This is a genomic window from Flavobacterium sp. LC2016-23 (genome assembly GCF_009674775.1).
Taxonomy (GTDB): Bacteria; Bacteroidota; Bacteroidia; order Flavobacteriales; family Flavobacteriaceae; genus Flavobacterium.
In genome coordinates this window covers 261,720-280,972 of sequence record NZ_WKKE01000001.1, presented here as the reverse complement: position 1 = coordinate 280,972, position 19,253 = coordinate 261,720, and the positions used below count along the sequence as shown (strand labels likewise).

At 37.4% G+C, this 19,253-nt stretch carries 10 protein-coding genes; all 10 read right to left on the bottom strand.

Annotated features, from left to right (window positions below):
* Positions 1 to 10: 10 nt before the first annotated feature.
* Positions 11 to 1,435 (bottom strand): glycoside hydrolase family 30 beta sandwich domain-containing protein, encoded by a 1,425-nt coding sequence (locus GJU43_RS01150; RefSeq protein ID WP_154339026.1) that lies wholly within the window; start codon positions 1,433 to 1,435, stop codon positions 11 to 13.
* Position 1,436: 1 nt separating this feature from the next.
* Positions 1,437 to 2,276 (bottom strand): endonuclease/exonuclease/phosphatase family protein, encoded by an 840-nt coding sequence (locus GJU43_RS01145; RefSeq protein WP_154339025.1) that lies wholly within the window; start codon positions 2,274 to 2,276, stop codon positions 1,437 to 1,439.
* Between the two features lie 210 nt (positions 2,277 to 2,486).
* The gene (locus GJU43_RS01140) at positions 2,487 to 3,938 is read right to left on the bottom strand and encodes a RagB/SusD family nutrient uptake outer membrane protein (RefSeq protein WP_154339024.1); all 1,452 of its coding nucleotides are present in this window, start codon (positions 3,936 to 3,938) and stop codon (positions 2,487 to 2,489) included.
* 29 nt (positions 3,939 to 3,967) lie between these two features.
* Positions 3,968 to 6,961, bottom strand: coding sequence for a TonB-dependent receptor (locus GJU43_RS01135; protein WP_154339023.1), 2,994 nt, complete (start codon positions 6,959 to 6,961; stop codon positions 3,968 to 3,970).
* A 205-nt stretch (positions 6,962 to 7,166) separates the two neighbouring features.
* The gene (locus GJU43_RS01130) at positions 7,167 to 8,909 is read right to left on the bottom strand and encodes a cellulase family glycosylhydrolase (RefSeq protein ID WP_154339022.1); all 1,743 of its coding nucleotides are present in this window, start codon (positions 8,907 to 8,909) and stop codon (positions 7,167 to 7,169) included.
* 106 nt (positions 8,910 to 9,015) lie between these two features.
* Complete coding sequence (locus GJU43_RS01125) at positions 9,016 to 11,280, bottom strand: glycoside hydrolase family 3 N-terminal domain-containing protein (RefSeq protein WP_154339021.1); 2,265 nt, start codon at positions 11,278 to 11,280, stop codon at positions 9,016 to 9,018.
* Positions 11,281 to 11,316: 36 nt separating this feature from the next.
* Complete coding sequence (locus GJU43_RS01120) at positions 11,317 to 12,786, bottom strand: glycoside hydrolase family 30 beta sandwich domain-containing protein (protein ID WP_154339020.1); 1,470 nt, start codon at positions 12,784 to 12,786, stop codon at positions 11,317 to 11,319.
* 88 nt (positions 12,787 to 12,874) lie between these two features.
* Positions 12,875 to 14,335 (bottom strand): glycoside hydrolase family 30 beta sandwich domain-containing protein, encoded by a 1,461-nt coding sequence (locus GJU43_RS01115; protein WP_154339019.1) that lies wholly within the window; start codon positions 14,333 to 14,335, stop codon positions 12,875 to 12,877.
* A 206-nt stretch (positions 14,336 to 14,541) separates the two neighbouring features.
* Positions 14,542 to 16,065, bottom strand: coding sequence for a RagB/SusD family nutrient uptake outer membrane protein (locus tag GJU43_RS01110; RefSeq protein ID WP_154339018.1), 1,524 nt, complete (start codon positions 16,063 to 16,065; stop codon positions 14,542 to 14,544).
* A gap of 16 nt (positions 16,066 to 16,081) precedes the next feature.
* Positions 16,082 to 19,204 (bottom strand): TonB-dependent receptor, encoded by a 3,123-nt coding sequence (locus GJU43_RS01105; protein WP_154339017.1) that lies wholly within the window; start codon positions 19,202 to 19,204, stop codon positions 16,082 to 16,084.
* Positions 19,205 to 19,253: the final 49 nt, after the last annotated feature.

Here is a 19,253-nt window from a genome sequence, read left to right as displayed (position 1 = left end):
TTAATTTTAGTTACCAAACGTAGGTGGCGACTGCGCCAGCGTTTAAAGTAGTGGAAATTTGTTTTTGGTTATATTTGATATTGAATGTTTCAGCTATAGTGCCATCGTTTTCTACAAGCAGAACTATTTTTCCTGATGGTGTTTTGAAAGCAGCATTGTATAAATTCCCGGGAACATTACTTGCGATTCTGACCGATCCTTCCGGAACAAATTTTGATGCATGGGCAATAATATAATAGCCGACTTCTCTTTTAATGTTCTGATTTTGATCGATCATTAGAGCGCCTTTACAGGTAGAACAGCCGCCTGGTGTAAAAGGTTTGTAATATTCATCATTGGCCAGTCCCCAGGAAAGTGCATTGACACTCCAGTTTCGCATAGAACCGATTACCACATTTTTAACGCTCCATTTTAAATCCGATTCAAAACTGCTTCCGGAGCCGGTATATTGTTCTGTAAAATACACGTCTTTATCCGGATAGGCGTCATGAACTTTTGACAACGCACTGATATCGCCTTCATACAAATGAAAGGCAGAACCGGCAACGAAAGGAAGTGCTTTTGGGTCCTCTAAAATCGTTAAAGGGTATTCGGGTTTGTTGCAATTATGATCATACACTACGATTTTGGTTTTGATTTTTGCCTTTGCGAAAGCGGGACCCAGATTCGTTTTAATGAATTCTGCCTGCTGCAAAGCCGTCATGTACATACTTGGATTATTTCCGGGATGCAAGGGTTCATTTTGAGGTGTTATGGCGTCAATCACAATTCCGTGCGATTTCATTGCCTGAATGTATTTTACAAAATATTCTGCATACACCTGATAATATTGTGGCTGCAAACTTCCGCCTTTTGAGCTTCCGTTGTCTTTCATCCAGACGGGCGGCGACCAAGGAGAACCCATAATTTTTATCTTTGGATTTATGGCTAAAATTTCTTTTAAAAGCGGCACCACATCTTGTAAATCCGGACCAAGATTAAAGTGTTCCAGTTTTAAATCGGTCTGGCCTTCCGGCATATCATCATACGAAAAAACTTTTTCATTCAAATCAGAAGCTCCAATACTAATGCGCAGATAACTTAATCCGATCGCTTCCTTTTTTCCGGAAAACAATTCCTGAAGCAAGGCTTCTTTTTTGGCTTTATCGAGTTTTAAAATGGCCTGTGCACTTCCTCCCGTTAATGAAAAACCAAAACCCTGAATGGTCTGAAATTTTTGGGAAGGATTGACTTCGATCGTTTGGTTAAAATTGATTTCAGTATTAAAAACCAAATCATTTTGCTTTTGCAATTTAGAGGTCTCATCTGTAGTGGTCATCCAGAGTTCGGCTTTACCGGAGCCGGCGACTGATGGTTTTGAAATTCCACATTTTACCTGAGCGGCAATAAGCGGCAGCAAAAGTAAAATCTGTAGTTTTTTGTTGATGTTTTTCATTTTAATCTATTTCTATTAAAACAGGTAAATGATCCGATGGATATTTTAAATCTTTAGAATCACTTAAAACTGCGTATTTTTTTATTTTAAGCCCACTATTTTTAGAAACAAAAATGTAATCTATTAATAGTGTTACCGGTTCACCGTGCTTAAATCCATTGAACGTACCTGAAGGACCGAACGGCTTTTCTTTTGAGACATCCCTGGTATCATCCATTTCTTTTTTTATTTCAGCAATCTGTGGCGTATCGGGTTCTGAATTCAAATCTCCCATTAAAAAAACAGGATATTTCCTGGTATTAATTTCTTTCATTTTGGACAGAATTAGCTGTACGCCCTTCACCCTTGCCTCATTACCCATGTGGTCGAGATGCACATTAAAAACCCAAAATGTTGTTTTGCTGTTTTTATCTTTAAAAAGGCCATATGTACAAACCCTGTTACAAGCTGCATCCCAGCCTCTTGACACTACATTTGGCGTTTCTGACAACCAGAACGTACCGGATTCCTGTAATTGGAAGCGGTCTTTTTTATAATAAATCGTACAGGCTTCTCCTTTTCCTTCATTTTCTCTTCCAATACCAAATTTGTTATACTCCGGCAAAGCCAAAGCTATCTCGGCTACCTGATTGGGCATTGCTTCCTGGACTCCAAAAATATCAGGACTGTAAAATTGTACTTGAGAAGCAAAAAAATCCTTTCGGTTGGGCCAAGCATTTTCTCCGTCTGATGCAACATCCAAACGGATATTATAGGTCATGATTTTCAAATTCTGACCATAAAATGAAGTACTTACCAAAAGCAATACCAGTACTATAACAACTTTGTTTATCTTTTTCATGTTAAAAAATTTTTAGTCCTGTAAAGCTACCATTTCATTGACCTTAATAAAAAAACAATGTTTGAAATTTTTGTTAATTAACTCTTCTTGTATCATCCGTTTCAAAAGGTTGTTGTCCTTCTTTTGTTTTAAATATTCATTATTCTTTTTGAGACCTTAAAAACAGCTTACCCTCTTAAGTGATTGTAAGCTGTTTTTTTTATTCCTTTTTTAGTAGCCCGGATTTTGGGTTAAATTTGGGTTTGCATCTTTTTTAGTTTGTGGGATGGGCCACAACAATCTGTTCTGATTCAGGTTTCCTGCATACGGTAAGATGACACCTTTCCCATCTTTTTGTTTCGAAAGAATTTCAATTGCCTTACCTGTTCTTTTTAAATCAAACCAGCGATGTCCCTCGAAAGCAAGTTCCATTTTCCTTTCTTTAAGAATTAAATCTAAAGCATTTTCTTTATTGACTGCACTAACTTTTCCTAATCCAACTCTTGCTCTTATCTGATTGACTAAGGTCATTGCTCCCGTAAGATCTTCGGTTTGAGCCATTGCTTCAGCTTTTAAGAGAATAATATCTGCTAATCTTAAAAGGTAAAAATTTTGCTTACCATCCGTAATTCGCATTTTATAAGCAAACGGATAGTTGGAAGAGGCCCAATAGTTATCTGTCCAGCTTACCTCTTTTCGAATTATTGATGATTTTTCCCTAACGACATCTCCTTCATTTGTAAAGGTTTGGATTAAATCATTCGATGGTGTCATGAATTTCTTCCAGTCTGTTCCATAAAACATTGAGGTTCCCCATGCTCCGATGGGAGATCCCCAGCCTTCTCCATTGGCTTCCCAGATCGATTCAGCATTTCCTTCGTGTGCCGTATCGAAAAGATTATCGTAATTTGTCAGAAGCGTGTATCCTCCTGCGATTACGGCATCGCTGTATTGTTTTACTTTTGCCCAGTCCGGATTGTCTTTAGTCGCATAGACTTTGGCTAAAAGCGCATTTGCAGCACCTTTATTGGCTCTGAATTTAAACGTTGAAGCAGGTGCTTTTTGTATGGCTGTTTCACAATCTGCAATGATGGCTGCATAAACTTCTGCCTTTGGCTTGCGTGTAGGATACAATTGCGGGTATACCTCGTCAAAATTAGCCTGATTCACGTTTACAACTGCTTTTGTTGCAACGGGTACATCTCCCCATAACTGAACAGCATGAAATAAATTTAAAGCTCTTATCAGGGAGGCTTCCCCGATCATCTCTTCTTTTCTGGCTGCAGGCAGATCTTTTGGTTCATCAATATAATTCAAAATAAAATTACATTTATTGATGTTGTCATAAATATATCCCCAGTCTCTGCTCACATTTGTATTTGTTGATAAAATTCGATACTCGTCCTGTTGAAAGTTTTGTGTATTATCTGATCCCGCATAGGAATTATCTGTCTGGGCATCTCCGTTGAAAAAATAATCCAGCTGCCAGTATTCGCCTCCAAAACTTGCATAAACAGAGGTCATTCTGCTTTCTGCTTCGGCTGCGTTTGCAATTACTTTTCCTGTACTTTCCACCGTTGTTTCTGTAATGGGCTCAGTATCTAAATAATTAGAGCAGGAACTTAGACTTAGCACTGCGAAAGCACTAATAATAAGCGTTATGTTTTTTATTGTATTTTTCATCTTAATTTCTTTTTATAATTAACAATCGGCTAGAAGCTTGCTTTTATACCAAAAACAAAGGTTTTCACCTGAGGGTATGTTCCTAAATCGATACCCGGTGTAACTCCCTTATTATCGTTAAAAGCACCTACTTCGGGATCAAAACCCTTGTATTTTGTAAAAGTGTACAGGTTTTGTGCCGTTGCATATATACTAAGACTATTAAGTCCTAAAATTGGTTTTGTAAATTTATATCCTATTGTCACGGCTTTGATACGGACGTAAGAGCCGTCTTCTACAAATCTGTCGGAGACATGGAGGGCATTAGGATCATTCGCTCTCGGCGTGTTAGTCACTTGTCCCGGAGTCGTCCATCTGTTTAATACTTCTGTCGATTGATTTTTAAAATCACTCATCAGGGTTAAGTCCATTCGGGAGGCGTTGTAAACATCGTTCCCTTGTGAACCTGTAACAAGTACATCTAAATAAGCCCCTTTGTAAGAAAAATTGTTGGTGAATCCGAAAACATATTTTGGCATTGCACTACCTATTTCTGTACGGTCATCCGGTGTTACCTGGCCGTCTCCGTTGGTGTCTTTGTATAATAGCGATCCTGTCGCAGGATCTACTTTATCTACTTTGTAACCGTAAAAAGTACCCAGGGGTTTTCCTTCTTCAAGGCGTACCACTTTTTCTCCCACCGAAGTCAGTGTTTGTAAATCGAGTGTTTTCTGTAGTCCTAATTTGTTTATTACATTGGTATTAAAAGAAATATTAAAGTTGGTATTCCATTTAAAATCTCCTTTAAAATTTTGTGTATCAATAGAAAACTCTAACCCTTTGTTTTCAATTTCACCCACATTATAATAGTACGGCTGGCTGAATCCCGGAAAATAAATTACCTGAAGTAAATTTTTAGTGTTTTTTTTGTAGACATCGGTCGTAAATTTGATTCGGTTATTTAAAACGGCTAAATCAAGTCCAATATTTATATCGGTATTCGTCTCCCAGCGTAAATCGCTGTTTCCAATCTGATCTAATGAAGTACCATTGTTTATCGGGTCTGTATAATTTAAATCGTACGAGGAGTAGGCCGGAATTCCGGATACATTTCCCGTTTGTCCCCAGCCTCCACGGATTTTCAACTGATTTATAACCTTATTTTCTTTTAGGAAATTTTCGTTAGAGATAATCCATGCTCCGGAGATACCAGGAAAATACCCCCATTTGTTATCTTTACTCAATTGCGAAACACCACTGGCCCTAAAAACTCCGGATAAAATATATTTATTGTCAAAGGTGTAGATCGCACGCCCGAAAAAAGAAGCGTTTGTTATTTCTTTTTCACGAATCTGATTTTCCGTTATTATTTTTGCTTCCCTGCTTTCAAAACTTCTTACATCAGTAGCAAATCCTCTTCCTGAAATTCTCGACCAGTCTTCTTTATTTTTTTGCAACGAGTTTCCGAAAAGTAAATTTAAATCGTTTTTATCCTTTGAGATTTTATAGGCCAGCGTATTTTCAAAATTGATATTTACGTTTTGGCTATTCGTTACGTTTCCATACCCTTTATCAACCGTAGTATCGTTATCGTTTACACGACCAGCTGAAGAGCGATAAGCATCTACAAAATATTTATCTTCCTGTACTTTTATGTCCGTTGATAAATTGGTTTTCCAAACCAGATCTTTTACAAGTGTAGCTTCGAATCCCAGATTGCTTAAAACTCTGTTTATATTGGAAATGTTTTGTCTGGCTAATAACGAAACCGGATTTTCCCAGGCTGACTGATAAGGGTTTTTAGCAAATTGCCCGTCTTTGTAACCGTCTGTATAATTCCCTGAGGCATCTTTGTCTCTTACTTTTAACTCCGAGCCGTAAGCTGGCATAAAACCCGGAGTTACAAACAGGCTCATTACGGCGCCACCCTGACCTACGCTGTTATTATCTCCAATATTACTTAAACCGGAATTGATCAGGTTAAGGCTTGCATTAAGTTTCAGCCATTTATTAAGGTTAGCATCTATATTTAATTTTCCGGAAAGTCTTTTGTATTCCGACGGACTAATCACCCCTTTTGTATTCTGGTACCCCAAAGCTCCATATATTCTGAGGTTATCTGTTCCTCCTGCATACGAAAAATTATAATTCTGATCTACTCCGGTATCCAGAACCTTATCTGCCCAATTGGTATTGATCCCTTCATAACGGGGATTATTTGCATTGGAAAGATAGGAAGGATTGATCTCTGCTAACATTGTTTTGTATTGTCCTAAATTTAATACGTCAATATTTTTTACCACATTTGAAATACCGGTAAAAGAATTAAACTCAAATATGTTTTTATTTGCTTTTCCTCTTTTTGTGGTAATAATTATTACTCCTGCGGCTCCGTTTACCCCATAGATGGCTGTTGCTGAGGCATCTTTAAGTATTTGCATGTCTACGATATCATCGGTGTTTATTCCGTCAATATTTGTGGTTTGTATTCCGTCAATAACATACAGTGGGTTATTTCCTGAATTAATCGAATTTAAACCTCTGATTCTGACGTCTAAACCCGATCCGGGCTTACCTGAAGGCTGCGTTACTGTTATTCCTGCTGCATTTCCCTGTAAAGCCTGTGCCACAGAATATATCGGCCGGTCTGCAAAAACATCTGACCTCACCGTAGAAACGGCAGTTGTCAGTTTGCTTTTCTTTTGAGATCCGTAACCTACATTTATGACAACTTCTTTTAAGGATTGCAACTCAGGTTCTAACTGAATATCAATTTTTGTCCGGTCGCTTACTCTTTCAGTAATGCTGACATACCCCACATAACTCACCATCAGAACCCCGTCTGACGGTGCTTTTAATTGAAAATTTCCATCCTGATCTGATATTGTCGATCTGGCTGTCCCTTTTAATGAAACAATAGCATTTGAAACAGGCATTCCTCTTTCGTCCTTTATCCTACCACTCACGGTAACATCCTGGGCCACCGCAATAAGCGAAAACAACAAGGACGTAATGGAAAAAATAAGTGATTTTGTAAATTTCATTTTTTAAGATTTAAATTAATAATTTAATGTAATAATACTACAATATTATTAATTTATAAATTATAATTAAAGATAAAATCTTACAAATTTACAAATCAAGATGTTAAATACAACAAAAACAGCATCTGTTATTTTATAAATAACTATAAAACAACCTTTTAACCAACAATTTACATTCCAATACAATCGAGGCTTTTTGACTTAATTATTTGTTACTTTTCGTAAAATCCAGATAATTCAGATTAAAGCCTCCTTTATCAAACACAACCTTAATTTTTTGTGTTCCTGCATTCAATTCTACTCCCGATAAAATAATGGTTTTCCACTTGTCATTTCCTCCGGTTGGCGGAAGTGAAATACTCCGGGTTTCCTTTCCGTTTTCTATTTCTAAATGAAGTTTCCCTTCTGTTTTTTCGGCTGAATAACGGATTGCTGCCTTATAGCTGTCTTGTCTGGCAACTTCAACCGTGTATTGCAGCCATTCTCCCTGTTCAATAAAGGATACCTCATAGCCATTGGAATCCTTGTCTTTACAGGGTAAAATATCAACACCGTCATTTCGCATCGAATTCCCTTTATTCCATTCGTCAAATTTCCCGGTTTCTACTCTGTAATTCACAAAATCTTTGTCTGAATAAGCGTATTCATTAGTTCCTAAATCGTAGTGTGCTGCCGCAATTTTTCCGGGAACTGAATTTTTCTTATACGGTTTTGTATCATTCGTTTGTACCTGTCTGAACATAGCATCGATTACATCGGGTTTAACGGTCACGTTTTCCATTTTGTAATTGTCTGCCATTTTCATGAGCGTCTTTTTGGCAAAATCGGCAGCTGGTTTTTCTCCGCCGTCTTTCCAGTATTTCAATAAAACATCGTACTCCGGAATTTTGGTCACCGAAGTTACTCCCGCAATATTTTCTATTTTTTTCATTGGCCAGAACGCCCATCCGATATTATTGCTTTCAACTAATGAAAGAGCGTCTTTAAACCAAACATTCGAATTTTCCCCGCTTTCTCCGAGCCAGATCGGAACGTTGTATTGTGTTCGGTAATCCAGCATTTTCTGAATCGATGCGGTGGTGTTGTAATTCCAGTATTTATGAAAACTCAATGCCATATTTTCATCCCATAAAGGAAAAATTCCGTTGTAATTATTCCCCCAGCAATTTCCTTCAATAAAAATTAAGTGGTTGGTATCGACTTCGCGAATTGCTTTTGTAACGGCTACCATTAAATCTCTTAACGGGCCGTTTGAATTTTCATCGCAGCCATTTTTATTGGTTCCGGTGAAATTCCAGTTGGGTTCATTGATGATATCATAAGCGCCAATCCACGGATTATCCCTGTAGCGGGAAGCCAGCTTTTTCCATAGGGCAATCATCTTTTTCTGGTTTGCTTCGCTTTGCCAAAGAGATGGTTTTGTAGTATCAAAATCTGAAATGGCCGCGTCATTTCCCTGTCCGCCGGGAGCTGCATGTAAATCTAAAATAAGGTACATTTTGTTTTCTGCACACCATTTCAGTAAATTATCTGTCATGGTAAAACCCTCTTCGATCCAGGTTATTTCGCCGTTTTTTTCTTCTTCAATGGCAGGAGTGTATAAATTGTAGTGCATTGGCAAACGAATCGAATTGAATCCCCAGGCGGCTAACGAATCGACATCTCTTTTGGTGATTCCGTTTGCTTTGTAGGCTGCATAGAATTCTTTGGTGCCCTGCTCTCCAATGACATCCTGAATTTTCTGTCTGATCATATATTGCGGACTGGCAAAAGGCTGCGTTTGCAGCATATACCCTTCCTGGACCATCCAGCCACCTGTTCCTAAACCTCTCAGGATTATATTCTTTCCGTTTCCGTCTACAATTTTCTGTCCTTCCCTGTGCAAAAAACCCTGACTGAAAGTTGCCATCGAGCATAAGAGCTGTACTATTAGAATTGTTTTTTTCATTATCGCTTACTTACGGGAAATAATTAATTTATTTTTTGCTCTTCGCATAAAAACACCTTTCCTTGCAGAAAGATGTTTTTTTGTATTGTATCCTATTTTATCTTTTTTATTTCAGTAAAAAGTCCTTTTTAAGGTTGTCTATCTGAACGGTAAAAGTTCCTTTTTCAGAAACCCACTTTAGGTCTTCATTTACAAATTGCAGGTCTTTTTGATTTAAGGTAAACTTCACCGTTTTGGTTTCGTTTGGCTCTAAACTAATTTTATCAAATCTTTTTAATGCTTTTACTTCCGGTGTGATGGAAGCGAAATTATCAGACAGATACAGCAAAACAGCTTCTTTTCCCGCTCTTTTTCCTGTGTTGGTCACATCGACAGTAACATTTACTTCATCAGTATTGTTAATTTCTGTTTTGTCTATTTTTAAATTGGAATAGTTGAAAGTCGTGTAGGATAATCCGCTGCCAAATTCAAATTGTGGAGAATAACTTTTTTCGTATTTGGCATCGTTATTCTGCTCTTCGTCAGCTAAACTTTCTGTGTATTTTCTGTTGTATTTTTCTAATGAGTTAGGATATCTTGGGTAGTTGTAAGGCAGTCTTCCGCTTGGATTCACATCTCCGTATAAAATATCAACTAAGGCTCTTGCGCCTTCATTGCCCGGCAGATAACATTGTACTACAGCGCTCATTTTATCTTCAAAATCACTAATCAGTCTTGGTCTTCCTTCATTCAGAACCAAAATAACCGGCTTGTTCAGCTGTGCTAATGCCAAAGCTAATTTTACCTGAGATTTACTCATAAAAATATTGCTGATGTCTCCCGGAGTTTCGGTGTAATTTTTTTCTCCAAGACACAACACAATTTTGGAAGCGCTTTTGGCAAGTTCTACTGCTTTTTGTATTTCGGCATCATCCTCTTTTTCAATATCGGCTCCGGGAGTATACAATACATTTTCTTTGCCCAACTTCGCCTGAAAAGCTTCTAAGATTGTTAATTTTTCAGCGGCATACGTGTCTGAATTTTCACCTTGCCAGGTGTAAGACCAGCCCCCGTTAAGGTTTTTCATACTGTTGGCTGTTGCTCCTGTTACCAGGATTTTTTCGCTTTTGTTTAAGGGTAAAACCTCCTCTTTATTTTTCAGTAAAGTAATCGATTCGGCAGCTGTTTTATAGGCTTCCTGAATATGTTCCGCTGAACCAAATTTTGGATAGTCTTTTAAGTTTGCTACTGTATTCTGGAATAAATTCAGTTCGAATTTCATTCTCAGAATTCTGGTTACGGCGTCATCAATACGGGACATTGGCACTTCTCCTTTTTTAACCAAATCTACCAGATCGGTATAAAAAGAAAATTCTTCCGGTACCATACTCATGTCGATTCCGGCCATAACAGCGATACGGACGGCATCTCTTTTGGTTTCTGCCACTTTATGTCGGGTATTCAGGTAAATAATATCTTTCCAGTCGGTTACAACTACTCCGTCAAAACCTAATTCGTTTTTAAGAATATCGGTAATTAAATGTTTACTAGCGTGTACCGGAGTTCCGTTAATTTCGCCGGAACTTACCATTACGCTTTTAGCCCCTGCTTTTATCGCAGCCTGATAAATAGTTAAATCATATTGTCTTAAAGTACGTTCCGGAATAATGCTTGGTGTTCTGTCTTTTCCGGTGGTTGTGCTTCCGTAGCCGATGTAGTGTTTCATACAGGCAGCAACACTATATTTTGAACCTACATTGCTTCCTTCAAAACCATCTACTAAGGCAACAGCCATTCTGGAAGACAAATAGGCATCTTCACCAAAGGACTCCCACATTCTGGACCAGGCAGGGTTTCTTGGAAAATCCAGATCCGGGGAAAAAACCCATGGAATGGAGGACGCTCTGGTTTCGTAAGCCGAAATTTCGGCACCACGTTTTACTAAATCGGTATTAAAAGTTGCCGCTAAACCAATTTGCTGTGGAAATAATGTTGCTCCTGCTGTATAACTTGCTCCATGTATGGCGTCAATACCGTACAATATTGGAATTTTAAGTCTTGATTTATTCGCTTCGTTTGTAATAGCGGTCATGGTTTCCTGCCATCTTTGTAAAGTAGGTGCGCCCGGATTGGGTACATTCAAAATAGAACCAATATGATAGTCCTGAATTCCCTGCTTTAATTTTGCGGCATCAAAATAGCCCGGTTTTTTAGGATCTTCAAAAATAGTAACCGTAATCTGAGTCATTTGACCCACTTTTTCTTCAAGTGTCATTTTAGCTAATAGTTCAGAAACTTTAGCATCGATTTCTGTTCTTGTCTTTTTGACTTCCTGACTCCATGTTGCTCCGCAAAACAGGAAGGCAATTACTAGAAACTTTGTATTTTTCATTTTATCTTTTTATGTTAATATCGTAATTAAAGAACTCTAATACACCAGCGTTTGCATCGCGTGTGCGGGTATTGTAATTGTATTTTCAGAAGAATCAATGGTGATTTGATACACCACTTCCTTGTCAGAGGCATTCATCACAATGGTTGCAATCTTTCCATTTGTATTTAGAAAAGAAGTGCTTAATAAAGTTTTATCACTTGTAGTATTGCTGACTCTTTTGGCTCCGGGCTGAATAAATTTTGATAAGTGACCGATATAATAATACATTGGAGTGTAGATCAGTTCGTCTTTTGTGGTGTCTGCATGAATGGGTGCAAAACAAAAATTGCCTACATGATTGGGGCCTCCGTTTTGGTCGAGAAGAATATTCCAGTCTGTCCAGCCTGTGGTTCCGTTATTGAAATCATTAATCATATTGATTCCGTAGCGCTCGGCATTTCCCCAAAACTGAAACTTTGTGGCATCAAATTTTTCGATACAGCCTTCCGTAAAGAGTAAATTTTTTTCCGGAAAAGCTTCATGGACTTTACCTACAGATTCAAATTTGGGAGTGCCGCCGTTCCATGTTTCATACCAGTGAAATCCAATTCCCCAGGCATATTTTGAAACTTCGGGATCTGAAAAAACAAGACTGGCTCTTTTTTCCAGCATATCTCCGCGGTTGTGATCCCAGATAATAATATTTTTAGAACCCAGTCCGTCCTTTTGTAATGTTGGTCCCAGAAAGTTTTTCAGAAAGTCTCTTTCGGCTTCGGGAGTATAAATACAGGATTCCCATCTTTGACTCGCCATGGGCTCATTCTGAATGGTTAGTCCCCAAACCGGGATGCCTTCTTTTTCATAGGCTTTTATAAATTTGGAATAATAATTTGCCCAGGATTGTGCAAATTCAGGCAATAAAACGCCGCCGTGCAAAATATCATTATTGTCTTTCATGAAAGCTGGGGGACTCCACGGACTAACAAATAAAGTTAAGTTCCCGCCGGCAGTTTGTATTGCTCTTTTAAGTAATGGAATTCGGTATTTCTTATCGTGATCAATATTGAAGGTTTTCAGGTCTTTGTCGCCTTCTTCAATATACGTATAACTTTCGCTGCTAAAATCGCAACTATGAATATTGGTTCTGGCTAAAGAATACCCGATTCCTTTCTTTTTATCATAGTAAGCGATTAGAAATTCCTGTTGTTTTTTGGGTGATAATTTAGCAAAAACTTCTGCGCTGGCATCTGTAATTGCGCCACCTATACCCAAAAAAGTCTGGTCGGTTTTTTTACTGTCAACTGTAATTGAACCTGATGTTTTTGTTTGTTGTGAGATTGGATTTAGGATGAAATTACCGGATGATGACAATCTTAAACTCGTATTTTCGGCTGTCGTATAAACTTCTATCTTTTTGTTTGGTTTTGATGAAGAAACAGCAGAACTGTCTGTAATCCTTGATGAAGAACAGCTTAATTGCAGAAGGAGTATTGGTGCTATTAAAATTCTGTTTATAGGTTTCATTGTACTTTCGGAAAACGATTTATTTTAATTAAAAAAATGAGGGTTAAAATGGATGATCACATTAACCCTCTAACTAACTCAAAAGACATTAATACACAAGCGTTTGTATCGCATGTGCAGGAATTTTTACAATTGCCTGCTCAGTTGCAATTATAAAATTGTAGGTAATCTCATTATCTGTATTATTCATTATCACAGTTGCCATTTTTCCATCTTTATTTAAAAAGGACGTACTTGACAAATAGCTGCGGCTTACAGAGGTGCTCACCCTAACGGCATCAGGACGAATAAATTTCGAAAAGTGACCAATATAATAGTACGATGGCGTATAGATTAACTCTCCGGTAGCAGTGTCTGCGTGTATAGGCGCAAAACAAAAATTACCGACATGATTTGGTCCTCCAAACTGGTCTAAAAGGATATTCCAGTCTGTCCAGCCCACGGTTCCATTATTAAAATCGTTAATCATAGAAGTTCCGTATCTTTCCGCATTTGGCCAGAACTGGTATTTTGCCGCGTCAAATTTCTCGACACAACCTTCTGTAAATAATAGTTTTTTGTCCGGATAAGCTTCGTGTACTCTTGCCACATTGTCAAACATAGGCTGGGCACCAGTCCAGGTTTCATACCAGTGGAAACCGATTCCCCAAACATATTTGGATGCTTCCGGGTCAGAGAAAATAACATTGGCTCTTTGTACCATTAGATCACGATTATGGTCCCAGGCAATTATTTTCACATTGCCTAGCCCGTCCTTTTTTAAGGTTGGTCCAAGAAAATTCTTCAGGAAGTCTCTTTCTTCATCAGCGGTATATAAACAGGATTCCCAGGTTTGAGTCGCCATTGGCTCATTTTGAACCGATGTGGCCCAAATCGGAATTCCCTCTTTATTGTACGCCTTTATAAATTTTGAATAGAAATTAGCCCAGGACTGAAAATATTCAGGCAGTAATTTTCCTCCTTTTAATACATTTTTATTGCTTTTCATGAAAGCGTTTGGTGACCAGGGTGCTGCATAAGTGACTAATTTTCCACCGGCCGTTTTAATGGCTTCCTTAATCATTGGAATGCGGTATTTGCGGTCATGATCAATCGAAAACGTTTTTAGATCTTTATCTCCTTCTTCGATATAGGAATAATTTCCGCTGCTAAAATCAGAACTTTGAATAGTTGTTCTTAGCAATGAATATCCGATCCCTTTTTGTGTATCGTAGTAGGCGTTTAAAAATTCCGTCTGTTTTTCTTTTGATAATTTCGCAAAAATCTCGGCACTTGCATCGGTAATGGCACCTCCGATTCCCAGAAAGCTCTGAAAATGTTTTGCCGGTTCCACAAAGACGGATATCTCTGTCTCGACTGGCTGTTTTGATGCTGTAAAATCTAAATTATCTGTAGGGGTTAACCTTAATTTTGTATTAGCTGCTGTGGTATAAACAGTAATTTTTTTATTGGTAGTGGTAAATTTTTGTTGTTGCTTTTGGTTTTTCTGTTGTGGAAAAACAGATAATGAAAAACATAAACAAGTAATAATAAAGCCAAATTTTTTCATTGAATATGTTTTAATAATTTAATAGCTTTTGAATTTATTAGTCAAATCTATAGCCGGCCTGATTTAAAAATAGCCCATACTCATAATGATTATGGGCTATTTACAACCAAACTTAAACTTAACTTAAACTAATATAAATAGTCGGGATTGTTTTAAAGAAACAGCTGCAGAACAGCTGTTTCTGTTATCAATTCTCAATATTAATATTATTGTGGGTATCCCGGGTTTTGAACAATCTTAGTGTTATTGAATTCACTATATGGAATTGGGAAAGCCTCATTTTTACCTGCGACAAACCCTTTAAAAGCAAGCTTAGTCGCTGCTTCTCCAGTTCGTACTAAATCATACCAACGGTGTCCTTCTCCGGCAAGTTCTAATCTTCTTTCCGCTAATATAGCAGGAATAGAAACTGGTACCGACGCTAATCCAACTCTAGCTCTAACAGCATCAAGAAGTGCCTGAGCTCTTGCTCCTGTTCCTCCTAAAGCTTCAGCTTCTAATAAATAGGTGTCAGCTAAACGAATGATGTACGTATTGATTGCAAAATTTAAGAAAGGATTTGCTGCTTTAATGTCAGCATTAACGGCAGCATATTTTATAAAGTGATATCCTGTTTCATTATAACTATCTGTAAAAGTTATACGTCCTGCAGCTTTTTCCGCATTAGCATCAAATATTGTTGATGCAAAACGAGGATCTGTTTTTAATGCATTTGCCAAATCCGTAGTAACCACCATGAATCCCCATCCATTAATATAATCAGGCAAACCTGCCGTCTTTCCTGCGTCAGTTCTGGAATAATCTCTCATTCCCATTAACTGAGCAGCCACGTTTCCTTCATCATTTCCTGTTTCAAAGTTACCCCAGTCTGCATTTGATTTATCAGAATAAGCAATTTCGAAAATAGATTCTGAGTTAAATTTATTAGTATGATCCCATAATGAAGCAAAAGTAGGCATCAATTTATAACCAAAACTACTTGTTCCTCCCGGAGTACCATTCACTTTTTCTAATTGAACTGCAGCTTCAGTTTTTTTGTTATCGTATAAATAAATTTTTCCTAAAAGTGCCGTTGCTGCACCTTTTGTAAAACGTCCCTGCTCATTTGTTGCAAGCGTAACAGGTAAATCCCCAATAGCATCATTTAAATCTTTTTCCATTTGAAGATATACATCTGCCGGTTTAGCCTGCAAAACATTTGGAACTTCCGCTTTAGTAAGTGGTGCTAATATTAAAGGAACATTTTTGAACATTCTTACAAGATCAAAATAATAATAGGCACGTAGTGCTTTTACTTCAGCCATGAATCTTGCTTTTTTAGCGGCATCCATTGGAATATTAGGAAGCTTTTGAATCATAACGTTGCATCTAAAAACTCCCTGGTAATAATTAGCCCAGATAGCGGGTGGAATATTAATTGGACTAACCGTATAATTTGATGCCACCTGAAGACCTGGCTGGTCACCAGAGTTTCCGCCTCCGGCATAAAAATCATCTGACGCCGAATTTAAAAATAACAATGGTGCAGTTTCCATAGATCCCGCAAATTTTCCAACTTTATCGTAAGCCGCTACTAAACCGGAATACGCTTCTGTTTCATTTCTGTAAAAATTACTTTCGAGCACCACTCCATCTCCTCTTACCTCTAACTTTTCATCTGTATCGCACGAGCCCAGCGTAAGCAACACTCCAAAGGCGATAAATGACTGTTTAAAACTTATAAGTTTCATAATATTTTATTTTTAATTAAAATTGCAAATTAACTCCTAACATATATGATTTTGCCTGAGGATAATACCCTCTGTCAACACCCTGCACGTTGTCCATACCAGCTGCAGTAGGTCCTCCAATTTCCGGATCAAAACCACTATATTTAGTGATCGTGAAAAGGTTTTCTCCTGTCATATACAATCTAACTCTTTGCAAAGCAATACTTTGTATCCATTCTTTTGGTAATGAATATCCAAATTGAATTGTTTTGAATCTAAAGAAATCTCCTTTTTCTAAATTGAAATCTGATGGATTACTAAAGTTTCTGTTGGTATCATCTGTAGTAACTCTTGGATAACTATTTGTAGATCCCGGTCCTGTCCAGCGTCCTAAAACGTCAGTTGAGTAATTTGCATTTATGATATCTAATCTTCTTAGACCTTGATAGATCTTATTTCCACCAGCACCCTGACCGAAAACTAATAAGTCAAATCCTTTGTAGTCTAAGTTTAATGTAAATCCGTAAGTAAATTTAGGCAAAGAAGTTCCCAGGAAAGTTCTGTCATTTCCATCAATCGTACCGTCACCATTTAAGTCTTTCCAACGGAAATCTCCTGGTTTAGCATTCGGCTGAATTACAGTTCCTGCAGCATTTTTATAAGCATCAATTTCTGCCTGAGTCTGGAAAACACCATTTGTTTTAAATCCGTAAAATGAATTGTAAGCCTGGCCTACCTGTGTTCTGTTAATTTCATAAGAACTGGATTGTACTGTTTCATTACCAACTAAGTAATTAACGCCCTTATCAAGATAAGTGATTTCATTTTTAATATAGGAGAAGTTACCATTTACAGAAAGGTTTAAAGCTCCTATTTTTTTTCTGAATCCAAGTTCAACATCAATCCCTTTATTTTCCATACTAGCTAAATTAGCGTACGAATCACCTGTTGCTCCAACATAACCAGGATTAGGAACTTTCATTATAATACCGTCAGTTTTTTTGTTGAACAAATCAACAGTCAGATTAAAATCATTTAATAAATTCATTTCAAAACCAACATTTGCCTGCTTAGTCTCTTCCCATTTTAAATCAGGATTAGGAATTGCATTTGGACTTTGCCCAGGTATTGGGACTCCTCCAATAGTATAGTTTCTTTTGATACCGATAGTTGAAATGTATAAGAAATCCGGAGAAGAATCATTTCCTGTTACCCCGTAACCTCCCCTGATTTTTAAATTGTTTATAACATTATTTTCTTTCCAGAAACCTTCTTTAGAAGGTACCCATCCTAAAGATACTGAAGGGAAAGTACCATATTTATGATTTGGTCCAAATCTCGTAGATCCATCACGACGAATAATACCTGTAAAAATGTATTTTTCTTTGTAGTCGTAATTTAATCTTCCAAATAAAGATTCCACTCTATGCTCATAAGCTTGTGAATTGTAAGCATTGGCAATTTTATCTGTAAGAGGAATTTCAACATTAAAAGACGCCTCAGCATGCGTTGTTGCAGGAACTCCCTGAAACGTAACATCGTTACCAGAAGTAATGTTATCCACATAAGTACCTTTTCCTACTAACACACTAAAATTATGATCACCGAATTTTTTAGTGTAGTTTAAAGTATTTTCCCAGTTCCAGCTGAATGACTTTTTGTATGATCTGAATAATTCGTTTTTATCTCTTTTTGTAGCTCCGTTTAAGAAAAATACCGGAGTAAAATTATCTGATCCGTAATATGCTAATTTACCACCTGCAGTTGATCTGAATTTTAATCCAGGTAAGATTTCTGCTTCAGCAAATATGTTACCCACAAAATTATCAGAGAAATCATTATTACCCAATCTGGTTTGCGTGTAAGCCAACGGGTTTGTATTCTCCTGAGTTACGATAGTTGAAATACCATAATAGTTACCATTTGCATCTTTAAGTGCATTAGGGTTATTTTGATAAATCGGCTGATTTGGATTGGTCTCAATAATTGGAGTCAACGGATCTAAATTGATTGCAGATGCCAATGGCCCACCAAATTCGTCATTCGTATTACCAATACCAATTGTTTTTTCGTTAGAGTATCCTAAAGTCTGACCAATTTTAATATACTTCCCTAATTTATGGTTCGAGTTTAAACGGATATTTTTTCTGGTGTAGTGAGAAATATCAGTTGTTACGATACCTTCCTGATCTAATAATCCAAATGACATGTAGAATGTAGAAGTATCATTTCCTCCGCTAAAACTTAATTCGTGAGAGTAACGTTGCGCACTATTGTTGAAAATAGCATCCTGCCAGTTAGTCCCTTTTCCATAATTTGTTGCAGTTGAGTAAGGTGCCGGTTTACCTCCATTTGTGTATGCCTCATTCATGATAGTTACATACTGAGATGCATTAAGCAAATCAATTTTATTAGATGCCTGAGATGTCCCTGCATAACCACTATAATTTACTGAGATTCCGCCAGATTTACCTTTTTTAGTAGTTACTAAGATAACCCCTGCAGCTGCACGAGAACCGTAAATAGCACCTGAAGCACCATCTTTTAACACCTCGATAGATTCGATATCAGACTGATTCAGGTAACCTATACCTCCGTTATCAACGATAACACCATCCACTACCCATAAAGGATCGTTATTGTTTAAAGTAGTAAAACCACGAATACGGATCGTAGAAGCTGATCCTGGCTGTCCTGCATTTGCTGCAATCGAAACCCCTGAAACTCTACCTTGCAAAGACTGCTCGATTCTGGTCACCGGAAGATTTTCTAAAGCTTTTGCCTTAACACTGGAAATAGCACCTGTTACGACACTTTTCTTTTGTGTACCATATCCTACTACTACGACTTCATTTAAACTTTGAGATTCAGCTTTCAGCCTGATTTCAATTTTAGTTCTTCCGTTTACAGCTTCCTGTACTGTATTATAACCTACAAAACTAACTGATAAAGTACCATTAGACGGAACATTGATCTGAAACTTTCCATCAAAATCAGAGGCAGTTGCCTTGTTTGTACCTTTAATTAAGATTGTTGCCCCTGGGACGGGTAATCCACTTTCATCATTTATAATTCCATTTACCGTAACATCCTGTGCCATCGCGATAACTGAAAACAATAGAGATGAAAAACAAAAAATAAGTAATTTTGTTAATTTCATTTTTCTAAAAATTTTGGTTAATTAATTAGTAATTTGATGCAATAATAAA